General features: G+C 70.7%; 14 protein-coding genes. 7 read left to right on the top strand and 7 right to left on the bottom strand.

All coding sequences use genetic code 11. The features are described 5' to 3' along the window. Window positions 1-220 precede the first annotated feature (220 nt). Window positions 221-493 (bottom strand): hypothetical protein, encoded by a 273-nt coding sequence (locus ABD223_RS36985; protein WP_344041741.1) that lies wholly within the window; start codon window positions 491-493, stop codon window positions 221-223. Window positions 494-750: 257 nt separating this feature from the next. Further along, the gene (locus tag ABD223_RS36980) at window positions 751-3,579 is read right to left on the bottom strand and encodes an AfsR/SARP family transcriptional regulator (protein ID WP_344041739.1); all 2,829 of its coding nucleotides are present in this window, start codon (window positions 3,577-3,579) and stop codon (window positions 751-753) included. 183 nt (window positions 3,580-3,762) lie between these two features. Between ABD223_RS36980 and ABD223_RS36975 the strand changes: the two genes are divergently transcribed. After that, window positions 3,763-4,101: a peptidase inhibitor family I36 protein gene (locus ABD223_RS36975; RefSeq protein WP_344041737.1), complete on the top strand. Its 339-nt coding sequence runs from the start codon at window positions 3,763-3,765 to the stop codon at window positions 4,099-4,101. A 214-nt stretch (window positions 4,102-4,315) separates the two neighbouring features. On the opposite strand, the gene ABD223_RS36970 is transcribed toward ABD223_RS36975, so the two are convergent. Together ABD223_RS36970 and ABD223_RS36965 are read right to left on the bottom strand one after the other, a co-directional pair. Continuing rightward, window positions 4,316-4,834, bottom strand: a complete 519-nt coding sequence (locus ABD223_RS36970) for a hypothetical protein (protein ID WP_344041735.1) — start codon at window positions 4,832-4,834, stop codon at window positions 4,316-4,318. A gap of 46 nt (window positions 4,835-4,880) precedes the next feature. After that, window positions 4,881-5,168: a DUF5983 family protein gene (locus ABD223_RS36965; protein ID WP_344041733.1), complete on the bottom strand. Its 288-nt coding sequence runs from the start codon at window positions 5,166-5,168 to the stop codon at window positions 4,881-4,883. On the opposite strand from ABD223_RS36965, the gene ABD223_RS36960 reads away from it, so the two are divergent. The 4 genes from ABD223_RS36960 (at window position 5,151) to ABD223_RS36945 (ending at window position 6,940) form a co-directional block, all read left to right on the top strand. Next, window positions 5,151-5,330: a hypothetical protein gene (locus ABD223_RS36960; RefSeq protein ID WP_344041731.1), complete on the top strand. Its 180-nt coding sequence runs from the start codon at window positions 5,151-5,153 to the stop codon at window positions 5,328-5,330. The two genes, ABD223_RS36965 and ABD223_RS36960, sit on opposite strands and share 18 nt — an antisense overlap. A gap of 327 nt (window positions 5,331-5,657) precedes the next feature. Next, the gene (locus tag ABD223_RS36955) at window positions 5,658-6,170 is read left to right on the top strand and encodes a TniQ family protein (RefSeq protein ID WP_344041729.1); all 513 of its coding nucleotides are present in this window, start codon (window positions 5,658-5,660) and stop codon (window positions 6,168-6,170) included. Then, entirely contained in the window at window positions 6,152-6,337 is a 186-nt protein-coding gene (locus ABD223_RS36950) for a hypothetical protein (protein ID WP_344041727.1), read from the top strand. Before ABD223_RS36955 ends, ABD223_RS36950 begins: the two co-directional genes overlap by 19 nt. Further along, window positions 6,338-6,940 carry a hypothetical protein gene (locus ABD223_RS36945; protein ID WP_344041725.1) on the top strand — a complete coding sequence of 201 codons (603 nt, stop codon included), beginning with the start codon at window positions 6,338-6,340 and terminating at the stop codon, window positions 6,938-6,940. 124 nt (window positions 6,941-7,064) lie between these two features. Here ABD223_RS36945 and ABD223_RS36940 read toward each other — a convergent pair whose 3' ends face one another. Beyond that, window positions 7,065-7,442 carry a peptidase inhibitor family I36 protein gene (locus tag ABD223_RS36940; protein ID WP_344041723.1) on the bottom strand — a complete coding sequence of 126 codons (378 nt, stop codon included), beginning with the start codon at window positions 7,440-7,442 and terminating at the stop codon, window positions 7,065-7,067. A gap of 216 nt (window positions 7,443-7,658) precedes the next feature. On the opposite strand from ABD223_RS36940, the gene ABD223_RS36935 reads away from it, so the two are divergent. Beyond that, window positions 7,659-10,478, top strand: coding sequence for an AfsR/SARP family transcriptional regulator (locus ABD223_RS36935; RefSeq protein ID WP_344041721.1), 2,820 nt, complete (start codon window positions 7,659-7,661; stop codon window positions 10,476-10,478). An 801-nt stretch (window positions 10,479-11,279) separates the two neighbouring features. Here the strand turns inward: ABD223_RS36935 and ABD223_RS36930 are convergent. Then, on the bottom strand, window positions 11,280-11,750 hold the full coding sequence (locus ABD223_RS36930) for a hypothetical protein (RefSeq protein WP_344041719.1): 471 nt from the start codon (window positions 11,748-11,750) through the stop codon (window positions 11,280-11,282). A 43-nt stretch (window positions 11,751-11,793) separates the two neighbouring features. After that, a complete protein-coding gene (locus tag ABD223_RS36925; protein WP_344041717.1) occupies window positions 11,794-12,060 on the bottom strand; it encodes a hypothetical protein in 267 nt (88 codons plus the stop codon). A gap of 487 nt (window positions 12,061-12,547) precedes the next feature. Here ABD223_RS36925 and ABD223_RS36920 point away from each other — a divergent pair, with 487 nt between their 5' ends. Next, a complete protein-coding gene (locus ABD223_RS36920; RefSeq protein ID WP_344041715.1) occupies window positions 12,548-13,522 on the top strand; it encodes a hypothetical protein in 975 nt (324 codons plus the stop codon). Window positions 13,523-13,745 lie beyond the last annotated feature (223 nt).

Here is a 13,745-nt window from a genome sequence, read left to right as displayed (position 1 = left end):
ACAGCCCTAGACAAGGGACGCGCTTACGGTGCCGCGCGGCCAGCGTCAACGCGGGGCCAGACCATGACCGGCATTAGTTCAGAGAAACACCTCCACTCGCGCGGCGACCCGGTCAGGCAATGCGCGGGGATCAAGGCCACTGTCCGGCGCCGGTCACACTTCGCCACCGGTCGAGGCCGCGCGGTCGGCGGTGGCGCTCGGCCGGCTTCTGCAGATCCACTCATTCGAGGGCCGGGAGTGGTGGGCGGCGGCGCAGTTCGACACCCCGTGCCGCCGCCGTGCGCCGTGCGCGGATCTCGTCGTGCTGGAAGGCCAGGCGGCTGACCGCCAGCTCGCGGAACCGACGCAGTTCTTCCAGCTCGGCGGCCTGCTCGACGAGGCGGTCGCGCAGGTACCGGCTGTCGGCGGCGTGACCAGGCAGCTGGCGTGCTCCTCGATGGCGAAGGCACGCTCGGCCTGCTCGTGGGCGACCGGCTCGCTCAGGTCGGTCCACCGTCGGCGTCCGTCCAGCCGGAGTGGCTTCCGCGTGGATGGCGAAGGTGACCTCGGATGCGCTGCCGGTCGGTTCCGGGGATCGACTCAGCGGGCTATCAGTCGAAGGTGGGCAGGTCGACTGGCAACCGTGCAGTGTTCGGAACTTGCGGTATTCGTTGTGCTGGTGGGTGGTGGGTGGGGTCGGCATCTGCGGCTCGCCTGGTGTCGGCGGCGTCCGCGTTGGCCGTGCACGGACGGGTGTTCTGGGTGTCCTGGTCAGGTCGACCGCTCGTGGTGGGTGGTGTTGTCGAGGTCGTCGAGTTGGCGTTGGACGCGGTCGGCGTCGGCGTCGCGGCCTTGCTCCCGGTACAGCTCCAGCGCCTCCCGCCACACCGCACGTGCCTGCTCGTGATGCCCGAGGGTGGTGTGGGGCGCCCCGATGTTGTTGAGGGTGTTCGCGACCTCGTAGGTGTTGCCGAGGGTGCGGTACAGGGCGAGGGCGTGGTGGTAGTGGGCGAGGGCTTGTCGGTGGTCGCCGGTGCGGTGGGCGATGAGACCGAGGCTGTCCAGGGTGGCTGCCTCGCCGTCGGGGTAGGAGTGTTGACGGTTCAGGGCGAGGGCTGCGTGGCAGTGGTCGCGGGCGGTGTCGAAGTCGCCCAGGCGTGCGGCGTACCAACCTACGACGTTGAGCGCGATGGCTTTCCGCACCGGCTGGTCGAGGGTGCGGTAGAGGTCCAGGGCGCGTCGGGCGTGGTCCAGGGCCCGCCGGTCGTCGCCTCGACGCCCCCAGGCGGACGCGAGCGCCCGGAGGGTGTGTGCCTGTTCGGCGGGATGGCCGTGGTGCACGGCCAGGGCCAGGGCTCGGTCCAGGTGTTCGGCGGCCTCCTCGTGCAGCTCCAGCCGGGCGCAGGCCCAGCCGAGGAACCGGTGGGCGCGGCTCAGGGCGGCGGGGTCGGGGAGGTGTTCGGCGGCCTTCAGCGCGGCCCGCCACGCGACGAGCGCGTCACGTCCGTGCGCCTGCCGGACGTGAAAGTCGTCCAGTGCCCAGGCGAGGTGCCACACGACGTGGTGGAGGCCGAGGGCGGCAGCGGTGCGCTGGGTGGCGAGCAGGGTGACGTGCTCGGCTTGCAGCCAGGCCATGGCGGCCATGGCGTCGGCTGGCGTGGGCGGGTGGACGCCGGGCGCCGGCGGGTCGAGCTGGAAGGTCGGGCGGTGGGGGTCCAGAAGGTGGTGGGCGGTGTGGGCGGTGTGCAGGTGGAAGTCCACCACTCGCGCCAGGGCCAGCGCCCGTACGCTTTCGGGCAGGTCGTGGGCGAGGGTGGTGGCGTAGCCGCGGACCAGATCGTGCATCGCGTAGCGGCCCCGTGCGTGCCGGTCGATCAGGGACGCGTCCTCCAGGACGTGCAGCGCCTTGCGCGTCCGCGGCAGTGACATACCGGTGAGGGAGACCGCGGCCGGTAGGGTGACGTCCGGACCGGGGACGATGCCGAGCAGCGCGAACATGACGCGCTGCTCGCTGGTCAAACCGCGCAGCGACCAGGACAGCACTGCGGGCAGACTGGCGGCGGGGTCGTCATCGTCCAGTACGTCCAGGCCCAGGTCGCGCAGTTCGGTGGTGAACTCAGTCAGGGGGACGTTCGGGCGGGTGGCGGCGTGGCGGGCCGTGATCGACAGCGCCAGCGGGTAGCGGCCGCACAGCTCGATCAGCTCGTCGACCGTGTCGGGTTCGGCGGCCACCCGCTCGTTGCCGAGGCGTTCGACCAGCAGGGCACGGGCCTCCCCCTGGGACAGGACGTCCAGTTGGAGATGGTGGGCGCCGTGCCGGTCGATCAGCGAGGCCAGCTTGCGGCGGCTGGTGACCAGCACGGTGCAGGTGGGTGTGCCGGGCAGCAGGGGGACGACCTGGTCGCTGGTGGCGGCGTTGTCCAGCACGATCAGCATCCGCCGGCCCGCGATCAGGCTGCGGTACAGCGCAGCCTGCGCGTCGAGGTCGGTGGGGATCCGGTTCGAGTCGACGCCGAGGGCGTCGAGGAACCCGCGCACCGCCACCGCCGGATCGACCGGGTCGCCGGCGGGGCTGAAGCCGTGCAGGTCGACGAACAGTTGCCCGTCGGGGAAGCGGTCGGCGTGGCGGTGGGCCCAGTGCAGCGCCAGCCAGGTCTTGCCGATGCCGCCCGCGCCGGCGAGCACGGAGATGATCACCGTGGCCGCCTCCTTGACGGCGTCCAGTGCGCTGTGCAGGTGGTTCAACTCGTCGTCGCGGCCGATGAACGGTGACGGCGGGGCGGACAGCTGGCGGGGTGTCGCCGCCGGAGGGGGTGTGCCGACCGTCGGGAGGGTCAGGGTGGGGTCGGCGGTGAGGATGCGCTGGTGCAGCTGTTGCAGGGCGGGGCCGGGGTCGGTGCCCAGTTCCTCGGCCAGTCGCTGCCGGGTGCGCTGGTAGTGCTCCAACGCCTCGGCCTGGCGCCCGGAGCGGTACAGCGCCAGCATCACCTGGCCGGTCAGGCGCTCGTCCCACGGGTCCTCGGCGGCCCGTGCGGTCAGCTCGGGCAGCACCTCACCGTGCTGGCCGCACGCCAGCGCCCAGTCGACCCGATCGGCCCGCGCGGCGGCCCGCTCCCGGTGCAGGTGCTCGCGTACCGACCGCGCCCACTCGGTGTCCAGCTCGGCGAGCGGCTCACCCCGCCACAACGCCAGCGACTCGTCCACCAGGGTCAACGCCCGCCGCAGGTCGCCGCCGGCGCGGGCCAAGGCGACCAGGCGGCGGAAGCGGTGCAGGTCCACCTGGTCCGGATCGACGGCCAGCAGGTAGCCGGTGTCACGCCAGGTGATCGTGATCCCGGTCGGCGCCAGCGCCCGACGCAGGTTGGACAGGTAGGTCCGCAGCACCGACCGCGCCCGGCCGGGCGCGTGCCCGACCCAGACCCGGTCGATCAACCGGTCCGGCGGCACCACCCGGTTGACCTCGACCAACAGCACCGCCAACACCGCTTTTTGCCGGGCATGCCCGACCGGCACCGGCGTGTCGCCCCAGCGGACCTCCAGGTTGCCCAGCACCCCGGCCACGACCTGCGGTGCCACGCCGTGCTCGCCCTCGTCCGCCACGACTCCTGTGTACCGAACGTGACCAGGCGGTTCAACGCAGATTGGGCGGGTGCTGAACCCCGGTTCCCGACAGTGATTCACCTTGGGACCGGTCCTCGCCCGCGCGGCTACGGTCCGGTTCGACGGTTCAGCCGGAAGGGGAGGGAAATGGGGATCAACCGCAGGACCAGGGTACGTGCGGCTTTGACCGCGTCGGTCGTGGCACTGGGCATGGTGCAGGGCGTCGCCCCGGCGCAGGCGGCGACTTGCGCCAGCGGCTACATCTGCCTGTTCGACGGGACGAACTTCACGGGGAGGAAGCTTTCCTACCGCGACTGCGCACGCGTCGACATCGGGAAGGTCTGGGGCAACGACAGGATCAGGTCCATCATGAACAACCAGTCGTCGGGCACCCTCTCGCACTTCTACAGCTGGCACGCCGCAGCGGCGAACTGGACGTACGTGGGCTACTCGCGCGCCAAGGCGAACCACGCCACCGTCAGCGCCGGTGTCGCGTCGGCGGAGGCCGTGGACGTCTGCTGAGACGAACGTCGCCGGCGCCGGGGGTCGGTCGGTGCCGGGCCGGGGTTTCCGAACGCCCCGGCCCGGCACCCGCCACGACAACCCGCTGCACGGGGCTGGTGCTGTCCACCAGCCCCGTGCAGCCGGACTCGGCCATGCTCGACCCGCCGTCCCGAGTGGGGCCGATCCCGGTTTTCCGGTCGGGAAACACGCCGCTCCACCTGCTTGGAGCCAATTACCGAAATTCAGCGCCTTTCGATGAAAACAACTGCGACCGAGCGACCGCCTGCCGGGTCGAATCAACCACAGTTGACCACTTCGCGGCGAATATCGGAGAACGGGGATTGTCCTGGGCAAGGCGTTCCAGGGTGTAGAGCCAGGCGAGGCGGACCGGGGCCTTATCCGAGCCGAGTTGCTCGGAGGCTTTGGTGTAAAGCTCGGTGATCCGGCGAGCCTCGGCGTCGGCACGGGTGTGCTCGGCGGCCGTGCGCTGTAGGTCGTAGGCGCGTGCGACGTCGGCCAGGTCGCGTTCCTTCTGCACCAGGCCGACCTCGGTGGCGTGCTGGCGACGCCAGGCCAGGTAGAGGGCGAACAGTCCGCCGCCGCCGATGCCGATGCTCAATCCAGTGCGCAGGGCGTCGAGCCGGGGGGTGGCCAGGTCTTTACCGGACAGGCCGGTGGTGCCAGCCAACCACAGCACGATCACCAGGCCTGCGGTGAGCACGAAGATCCCGGCGGCGATCAGCGCGATCATCCGGGCCGGCATCGGCCGCAGCGGACCGAGCCTGAGCTGCGAAAAGCTAGTCGACGACCCCAAGCCGGCGCAGGAACGCGGTCGGGTCCGGGGCGGGGAACCAGTCGGCCGTGAGGCCGCCGAGGGACATCGATTCCTTCAGCCGCGGCCCGATTTCCTCCCATTCGTCCAGTTGCGGTGCGTCGGCGTCGAAAAGCACGTAGGCGCAGCCGCACCTCTGGGCCAGCCGGACGATCGACACGAGTTCGTCCGGCCAGTCTGCTTGTCCGCAGACGTCGTCTGCGCGGTCGCCGCGCGCACGCACGTCGAGCTGGTCTTGGTCGACGAGATCCACAACCTCAACCTGGCCACCCGCTCCGGCGCGGAGGTGTCCGACCAGCTCAAATACTTCGCCGAACGACTGCCCGCGACCTTCGCCTACGCCGGGATCGATGTCGCTGAGAGCGGCATGTTCGCCGGAGTCCGGGGCGGCAGATCGCCGGGCGGTTCACCATGATCCGCTCCACCGCGTTCGACTACGGCACCGACGAGCAGCGCGCCGCCTGGCGCGCGCTGGTCGGCACGCTGGAGTCGCTGCTGCGGCTGCACCGCCACCAGCCTGGCACGCTGGTCGGCCTGGCCGACTACCTCTTCGAGCGCACCGGCGGCTCGATCGGCAGCCTTTCCCAGCTCGTCCGGGGCGCGGCGGTGCTGGCCATCGACGACGGCGAGGCCGTCACCCGCGAGCTGCTGGACCTGGTCCCGGTCGACGAAGCCTCGTTCGCCACCCGCCCAGGGCGCCGCAAGCGCGCCCGGTCCGCGCCTGCCGCGCAGCAGTCGGGGCGTGATGGTCTCCCGGCTGCCGATCGCCGTCCCGCCCGCCGGCGACGAGATCGCCGTGTCCTTCCTGACCCGGCTCGCCACCCTGCACGACATGGACTTCGACGTCCTCTGGGCGCAGGTCAGCAAGCCCCGCGCCAAGGGCAACAGCACCCGCCGCCTGGACGGCGACCTGCTCGCCACCGTCGCCAACCAGCCCCGCGACCGGCTCAACCGGGCCGTGGTCGAGCTGCGCGACCCGCAACCGGACTGGCTCGCGCTGCGGCACGAACCCCAACGCGGCTGCCGCCGCTGCGACGCCCGCCACCCCGGCGGGCCGGTCCTGCGGCTGCTGCCGCACCACGCCTACGTCTGCACCCGCCACCGGATCTGGATCGGCCCGCCCGACCAGCACGACCACCCCAACCAGGCCTGGAGGAGCTGCCCGAGGTCGTCGCCGCCCAGCACCGGCACCTGCGACTGCTGCGCCGCCTCGGCCCAGCCGCCACCTACGACGCGGTGCCGACCGGGTTCCTGATCTGCGCCCACCGCTGGAACTTCACCGACACCGCCTTCGACGGCGACGCCTGGCTGGACTGGGTCCGCCGCGCCGAGCCGCTCATCCCGCCCGGCACCGAGACCGACACCTTCAGCACCTCGCGGCTGTTCGCCGCCACCTACCCCGAAGCCGTCGCGGTCGCCTAGGTGATCGGCCCGCTGCGCTGGCGGCGGCTGGCCGCCGGCGGACCCGACGACCAGCGCGCGTTCGCCGCCGAGGTCGGCCGCCGTCTCGGCCTGCGCGACTACCACCCGGCACTGACCTGCGACCCGATCTCGCACTGGATCGAGCAGGACTGCCACCAGGCGCCCAGCACGCCCAACACCGACTACCGCAGCCTGCGCACCTTCGGCGGCAGCTCGTTCGTCAAGCCCGCTAAGGACAACGACAACAAGCGCCGACTCGCCGCCTACTGGTTCGCCCGGAAGCACCGCCGCGGCGGCGACGCCCTGCTACACCACCGCAGCCTGGGCCTCGTGATCATCCGCGACTGGTCGCCCAGGATGGAACTGTTCACCGCGGCCCTGGCCCAGACCGCCGCCACCCGCACCCACCAGCCGCGCCGCCCGCGCAGCGGACCCGAGGAACGCGCCCTGGTCACTGCCACCTGGACCCGACCCGACCCGGTCCACTCTTCCTGGCTGGACACCGCCACAGAGCCCCTGCCCTGGCACGAACGCACCGGACCACGACCGGCGACCGCCGCACGCCCGTTCCTGCCCCGCGAACGCCCACGCACCCGGCGATGACCACAACACAGGGCACCGCGGGACCGGCGCGGTCGCGGTACCGCTGCGCCCGTCGTCCTGCGCGCGCCCGGTCGGGTCGCCGGATCTGCGGCGGCCCGACCGGGGGTGTCGGCGTCTCGTCGGACTAGCAGGGCCCCAGCGAGCTGACCCTGTCGTTGAACTCGTAGCGGGGGCCGATCGGTCCCGGCCCCCAGCCGGCCGCGATTCGCAGGACAGCTCCTCCGCGGTTGATGTTCTCGTAGAGACACCAGATCCGGCTGGTCCGGTTCCACACGGACGAGATCTTGTCGTTGAAGACGAAACTGCCGACCGGCACGGTCAGGTCCAGCGATCCCGTCTGGAACCTGGCCCAGTGACCCGTCCCGTCCGCGTGTTCCCAGACGCAGAAGTAGCCGGCCGGGCAGTCGGCGAAGGCCATGGCCCCCACGTCACCAGGCTGTTGGGCCTGCGCGACGGCCGGCGTGGTCAGAGCGATCACCGCCAGACCCAGGGCTGCGAGCACGGTTCGAATCCGATTCATGTCCCCTCCTCGACGTTCAGTGATGTGATGGTCACCGGCCCGGGAGTTCCGCCCCCGCCGGCCGCGACAGCGCGGGTCGACCACCACCGACTCAGCGTCGAGGCCCGATCGTGTGAACCGCTGGCAAGGTTTCTGCATGGCGCAGCGTGAGCTGCTATGGCTGGTGGCCGGGGAGGCATCCGGGGCGGAGGGCTTGGTATGGCGGTGCTGGTGCGCTTGTTGGGGGAAGTAAGTGCGGAGGTCGGCAGGCGCCCGGTGGACCTGGGCACGCCCAGGCAGCGGTGCGTGCTGGCTGCGCTGGCGGTGGACGCCAGGCGGGTGGTGCCGGTGGAGCGGCTGGTCGAGCGGGTCTGGGGTGCGGACGCGGCACCGCGGGCGCGGGCGACGCTGCACGGCTACATCTCCCGACTGCGACGGGCCCTGGCCGACGCGGACGAGGTGGCGATCGTCCGCCGGTCGGGTGGGTACGTCCTGGTGGCCGACACGGCCGAGCCGGTGGTGGACCTGTACCGATTCCGGAACCTGTGTGTCCGTGCCCGCGGCGAGGGCGGCCAGGCGGTGCCGGTGTTGACCGAGGCGCTGGGGCTGTGGTGCGGGGAGGCGCTGACCGGTGTGCACGGGGAGTGGGTCCAGGCTGAGCGCGACCGGCTCGAACAGGAACGGCTGGCCGCGCACCATGACCTGGTTGACGCCCGGCTGCGTGCCGGGGAAGGCGGAGGACTGGTGGCCGAGCTGGCCGCGCGGAGCGCACAGCACCCGCTGGACGAACGAATCGAGGCCCAGTACCTGCTGGCCCTGCACCAGACTGGGCGGACCAACGACGCCCTCGCGCACTACCTGCAGTTCCGAATGCGGTTGATCGAGGAGCTTGGCACCGAACCCGGCGCCGTCCTCCAGGATGCGCACCGGCAGGTCCTGGCCGCCGGCGCCGTTCCCACCGGCACGACACCGGGCACGACCCCGGGCGCGGGGCCCAGGCCGGTGGTGTCCGGGCCGGTGGTGCCGCGTCAGTTGCGCGCCGCGCCCGTGTCCTTCGTCGGCCGCCACGACGAGCTGCACCGTCTGGACGACCGCATGGCTCCCGTGGAGCCCGGTGGCTCGATGGTGATCTCGGTCATCACCGGTGCGGGTGGCTTCGGCAAGACCTGGCTGGCCCTGCGCTGGGCACACCGCCACCTCGCCCGGTTCCCCGACGGCCAGCTGTTCGTGGATCTGCGCGGCTTCGGCCCGGATGGCTCGCCGATGGCACCGACCACGGCGCTGCGCGGTTTCCTCACAGCCCTGGGCATCGAGCCGGGGTCGGTCCCCTTCGACGCCCAAGCCCAGTCCGCGCTGTTCCGCAGCCTCACCGCCGACAAGCAGGTGCTCCTGGTGCTGGACAACGCCGCCGACACCGACCAGGTGGTCCCGCTGCTGCCCGGCGGTGCGGGGTGCGCGGTCGTGGTGACCAGCCGCAACCAGCTGGTCGGCCTGGTCACCGGTCACGGCGCCCACCGCCTGTCGCTGGGCGCGCTGTCCGACGGCGAAGCACGCGACCTGCTGGCCACCCGACGCGGCACGTCGGAGATCGACACCCGGGACGCGGTGGTCGACGAGCTGATCAGCCTGTGCGGCGGGGTACCGCTGGCGTTGAGCGTGATCGCCGCCCGCTCGCAGGTGCCGCTGTCCCTCGCGGTCGCCGAGCTGCGGGAGTCGGGGCTGGCCGCGCTGGACGACGAGCCGCCGGCCAGCCTGCGGGCCGTGCTGTCCTGGTCGTTCCGCGCGCTGACTCGGGAGCAGGCCACCGCGTTCGCACTGCTGGCGATCGCGCCCGGCCCGGACATCGGCCTGCCCGCCGCCGCCAACCTGACCGGTTCGTTACCCGCCGTCGCCCGGACGGTGCTACGGGACCTGGAACGAGCGTCGCTGCTGGACCGCGACACGCACGGCCGGTACCGGATGCACGACCTGATCCGCGCCTACGCCACCGAGACCGCACGACAACTGCCCGAAGGCGTGCGGGACGCGGCGCTGCGACGCGTGATCGGCTTCTACGCCCACACCGCCCACACCGCCGACCTGCTGCTGGACGCGCACCACAGGCCCGTCGGACTCGCCGCGCCCGCACCGGGTGCCCACACCCATCCGCTGCCCGACGCCGCCGCGGCACTGGCCTGGCTCGACACCGAACGCACTACCCTGCTCGCCGCCCAGGACATCGCGGCCCTGCACCACGACCATCGCGCCGTGTGGTGGCTGGCCCTGTCCACGAACACCTTCCACCACCGGCGGGGCCACCGCCACGACCGCCTCACCCTGTGGCGAGCGGCCGCACACGCCGCGGCGCACCTGCCCGAGCCCACGACCCTGATCGTCGCCCACCAACAACTGGGCAGCGCCTGCGCCGCCCTGGGCCTGTACGAGGACGCGGTCGGGCACTTGGACCATGCCATCGGCCTCGCCGAGAAGCACGGCGACCCCTACCAGCAGGCCCACGCCCACCAGGCGCTCGCCAGGGTCCGGGGTAGGCACGACGACCGCGAGGCCCTGCATCACGCCACCCGCGCCCTGCGCCTGCTCCTCGGCCTCGACGTACCGCTGTGCCAAGCCCACTCCCACAACGCCGTGGGCTGGTACACCGCCCGACTGGGCGACTACGACACCGCCCGCGGTCACTTCCACACCGCCCTGGCCCTGCACCGACAACACCGCAACCGCACCGGCGAGGCGAACACCCTCGACAGCCTCGGCTACATCGAGCACAACACCGGCAACCACCACCTGGCCATCCGCCACTACCGGCAGGCCCTCACCCTGCGCCGCGGCGGCGGCAACATCTACGACGCCGCCAGCACCCTCGAACACCTCGGCCGGCCCTACGCCGCCCTCGGCCACCACGACCAGGCCCGCACCGCATGGCAGGAAGCACTGCAGCTGTACCGGCACCAGGGACGCAACGACGACGTCGAACACCTGCAACGGCAACTCGACCCGCTACTCCGCCCCGGCGACGACCGACCCGCCGAAGCCGCAACGTAGGTCCGGACAACCAACCCCAGGACCTACCCCGGTGATGCCGCAGGCCGGCGGCAGATGTCGACCTGCCCGCTCGGGGCCGGTGACCCTTCGCAGACCGACCGTTGTCGCGAACCGCTCCCGGCGCCGCCTCAAAGCCGAAATCGGGGGACACTCTGCGGATCCGCCAACTAAGTCCGGACACTGCGCCCGCGTAATCGCCTGCCTGATTCAGTAAGAACGCAAGCTTCTGTCGGATAGTCAGAGTGACCGGATGGTCGGATCCCAAATTATCCAAGGCATGGCCGTGCAACGTGCGCCAGTAGGTGGTTACGGCCTGGATATGGCCTCTGTAGCTCAGTGATTCGCCTACACGTTCAAACACGTCATGAAGATTGGGGGTAAGCAGCAGGGCGGGGGCGGTATGAATGTGAAGGGCTGTGGTGATCGAGTGCATGACTTGTTTGATATCTGAGCTTGAGTTTTAACCTGTTCGGCGGGGTCGTGGAGTGGTCGACTTCGTCTTCCTGCGCTGTTTTGGTTTCTCGCCGTTCGTGCTGGTGGCGGTGTGGACGTCGAGCGCGGCAGCAGCCGGGCCGGCGGTGATGGGCAGTCGCGGGCGGGCGCGGTCAACCTCGTACCCGCCGGCCTTCCACCAGGGATCAGTGGCCTCGCGGTACTCGCAGTCCGCGTGGTCCAGGTGGGGCGTGACTACAGGTCATGGTTGTCACACGCGGACGCGGCTCGTTCCATGGTCCTTCGTGTGCCCGGTGGCCGAGGTGCGGCCACCGGGCACGGAGCCGGACTCGCGGAAGAACCGGGTGGTCAGCGGGGCGGGGAGGACTCTTCTTCTTCGATGGCCGCGTCGAATTCGGCGATCTTGCGGTCGTAGAAGGCCATCAGTTCGTCCTCGGTGTCGTACTCGGGCTCGATCTCCCCCTGGTTGAGGTGCATGATCCGCCGGAGCGCATCGTTGTAGTCGCGCAGGTTCGCGCACATCGCCCTGCGGGTCCGGTTGGTCAGCTCCGGGTCGTCGTACAACTGCTCCCGGGTCGCCCGGTGCGGTTGCAGCGTGCTGGGCCGGAACGTGTAGGGCATCCGGTCCTGGATGTCGGCGAACTTGCTCAGGAACCTGTCGCTGCGGTCCTTCTCGCACAGGAATTCGTTGATCCGCTGAATGTCGTCGCCGGATTGCGCGTTCGCCGGAACGGCCAGCACACTCCCCAGGGCCGATCCCATCAGCAGCACTGCACTGGTACGCCAGCCGATCGACACCGCGTCACGTTTCGTCGTCACTGTCCTGTCCTCTGTCGATGGATACCCGGATCGGGTCGGGTCGTCAGCCGCAGACCGAGCTGACGATGTCCGAGACGGGCTTGCCGACCGCGGGCAGCCCCCTCTTGTTCGCCGTGAAGGTCAGGGAGTAGACGACGTCGCACTGGTTCCTCTGCTTGGCCGGGCTGGTGTCGTCCTCGACCAGGTCGTCGGTCAAGTCGGCCGCGGTGTCGGTCGCGGGCGCGGCGACGGCGCTGCCGGTGAACAGGGCGCCCATGGCCAGCGTCGCCCCCACCGTCCCCGTCAGCACGCGCTGGGTCCAAGTAGACACATGAAATCCTTTCGGGAATAGAAAACCGGTCTCGCCGCGGAGCGGGAGCGGCGACCGGAACCCTAGGGGCAAGGAGCAAGGGAACCTCGCAAAAGCGATCGGTCTTCACCGCAACGAGTGCACACATATCACCCGGACCGGGCGCACGTCGACAGGGCGCACGACCGCCGTGACGCGTCTTCGGACACAGGCGGGTCCGTATTCCCGGCGACCACCGGTCAGGTGTCCGACACCGCCGTGCCGACATCGTCCCCGCCGATCCGAAACGGTTCCGGCTGTCCGAACAAGAATGCTCTTCCGGGCCACGCCGGGGGTTTCGGCGGGCGGGGTCCGATCACGGCCGGCAGGGTGCTCGTCGTCGGACAACAGGAAGGGGATCGTCGTGATGAGTCGTCGGCACCGGAGTTCGTCGTGTGCGGTGGGGCTCGGGACGCGGGCGTTGGTGCTCGGTGTGCTGGTCGCGGGGGTCGCGGGGGGCGGTGGGCCGGTGGCCTGGGCCCAGGCGGACCCCCCGGGCTGCACCCGCACCGCCCAGGGGACCGGCGAGAGGATCGAGTGCACCGAAGGCGTCCCCGCAGGCATCACCCTGCGGGGCACCGACGGCGACGACGAGATCGTCATCACCGGACGGGACGGAGCCGACACCCCCCGATACGGGGAACGGGGTGGAGTGGGCAACGCTGGCACCGTGGACAGCGGCGAGGGCGTCGACACCATCACCATCACCGGCGGAACCGGCGGGAACGCGTTGGACTACACGCTCGAGGACGGCGACCGGCCGGCCGACTTCAGGGGCGGCAACGGCGGTCACGGCAACACCGGGTCGATCATCACCGGTGGCGGCACGACGACGGTGACGATCACCGGCGGACGTGGCAGGGACACCGCGTTCGAAGGGGGCAGGGGAGGTCAGGGAGGAGACGGCTGGGCCGCCACAAACGCGACGCTGTCGACCACGGGAACGCTGAACATGACGATCACCGGTGGCGACGGAGGCAACGGCGGACCGGTCGACACCAGCACCACTCTTGGAGGGGGAGGTGACGGCGGTGACGGCATTGCCGCGAACTCGCGTTTGACCGTGACCGGATCCTCCCCGGTCGGCGCGACCTTGACCGCGCTCGGGGGCAACGGCGGCGACGGGGCGACGCTGGGTGAGAGGGTAAGGCCGGGTGGGGTGGGAGGAAGCGGCGCCGCCCAGGTCAGCCAGACCACCATGACTCCGAACAATGACGTGGTGATCGCCGGAGCGGGAACGCCCGGATCACCGGCACCCTCCACCATCAGGGAATTCTCCCTCATCGGGGCCCGCGTGGACGCCAGGGACGGCGACGACTCCGTGATCACCATGGACAGGACCCAAAGCAGCACCGTCGTGTGCGGGCGCGGCAACAACGACACCTACCTCTACGAAACCGACCCCGCATCCCGCCGCGGTTGCGAAACAGTGGGCCGCCAATAAGGCATACCGGTAGCAGGCACGCATAAAACAACGTCTCAGCTTGCTGTTTAAGCTGTTCGGCGGGGTTTGGTGCCCTTTTTGTGGTGGGCTGGTCGGGTGTATGCCTGGCCGGTGGCCAGGAGTAGCCCGACGTCGAAAGGATGTCACGTATTGAGACGAAAGTGTCCACTTGCCTGCACCTCAAGCCGCTGACCAGCGGGTTCGCCGTCGAGATGAAGGCAAC

Origin of the sequence: Saccharothrix xinjiangensis (assembly GCF_039527585.1) — a bacterium.
GTDB classification, from domain to species: Bacteria; Actinomycetota; Actinomycetes; order Mycobacteriales; family Pseudonocardiaceae; genus Actinosynnema; species Actinosynnema xinjiangensis.
This window is presented reverse-complemented; position numbering and strand designations above follow the sequence as displayed.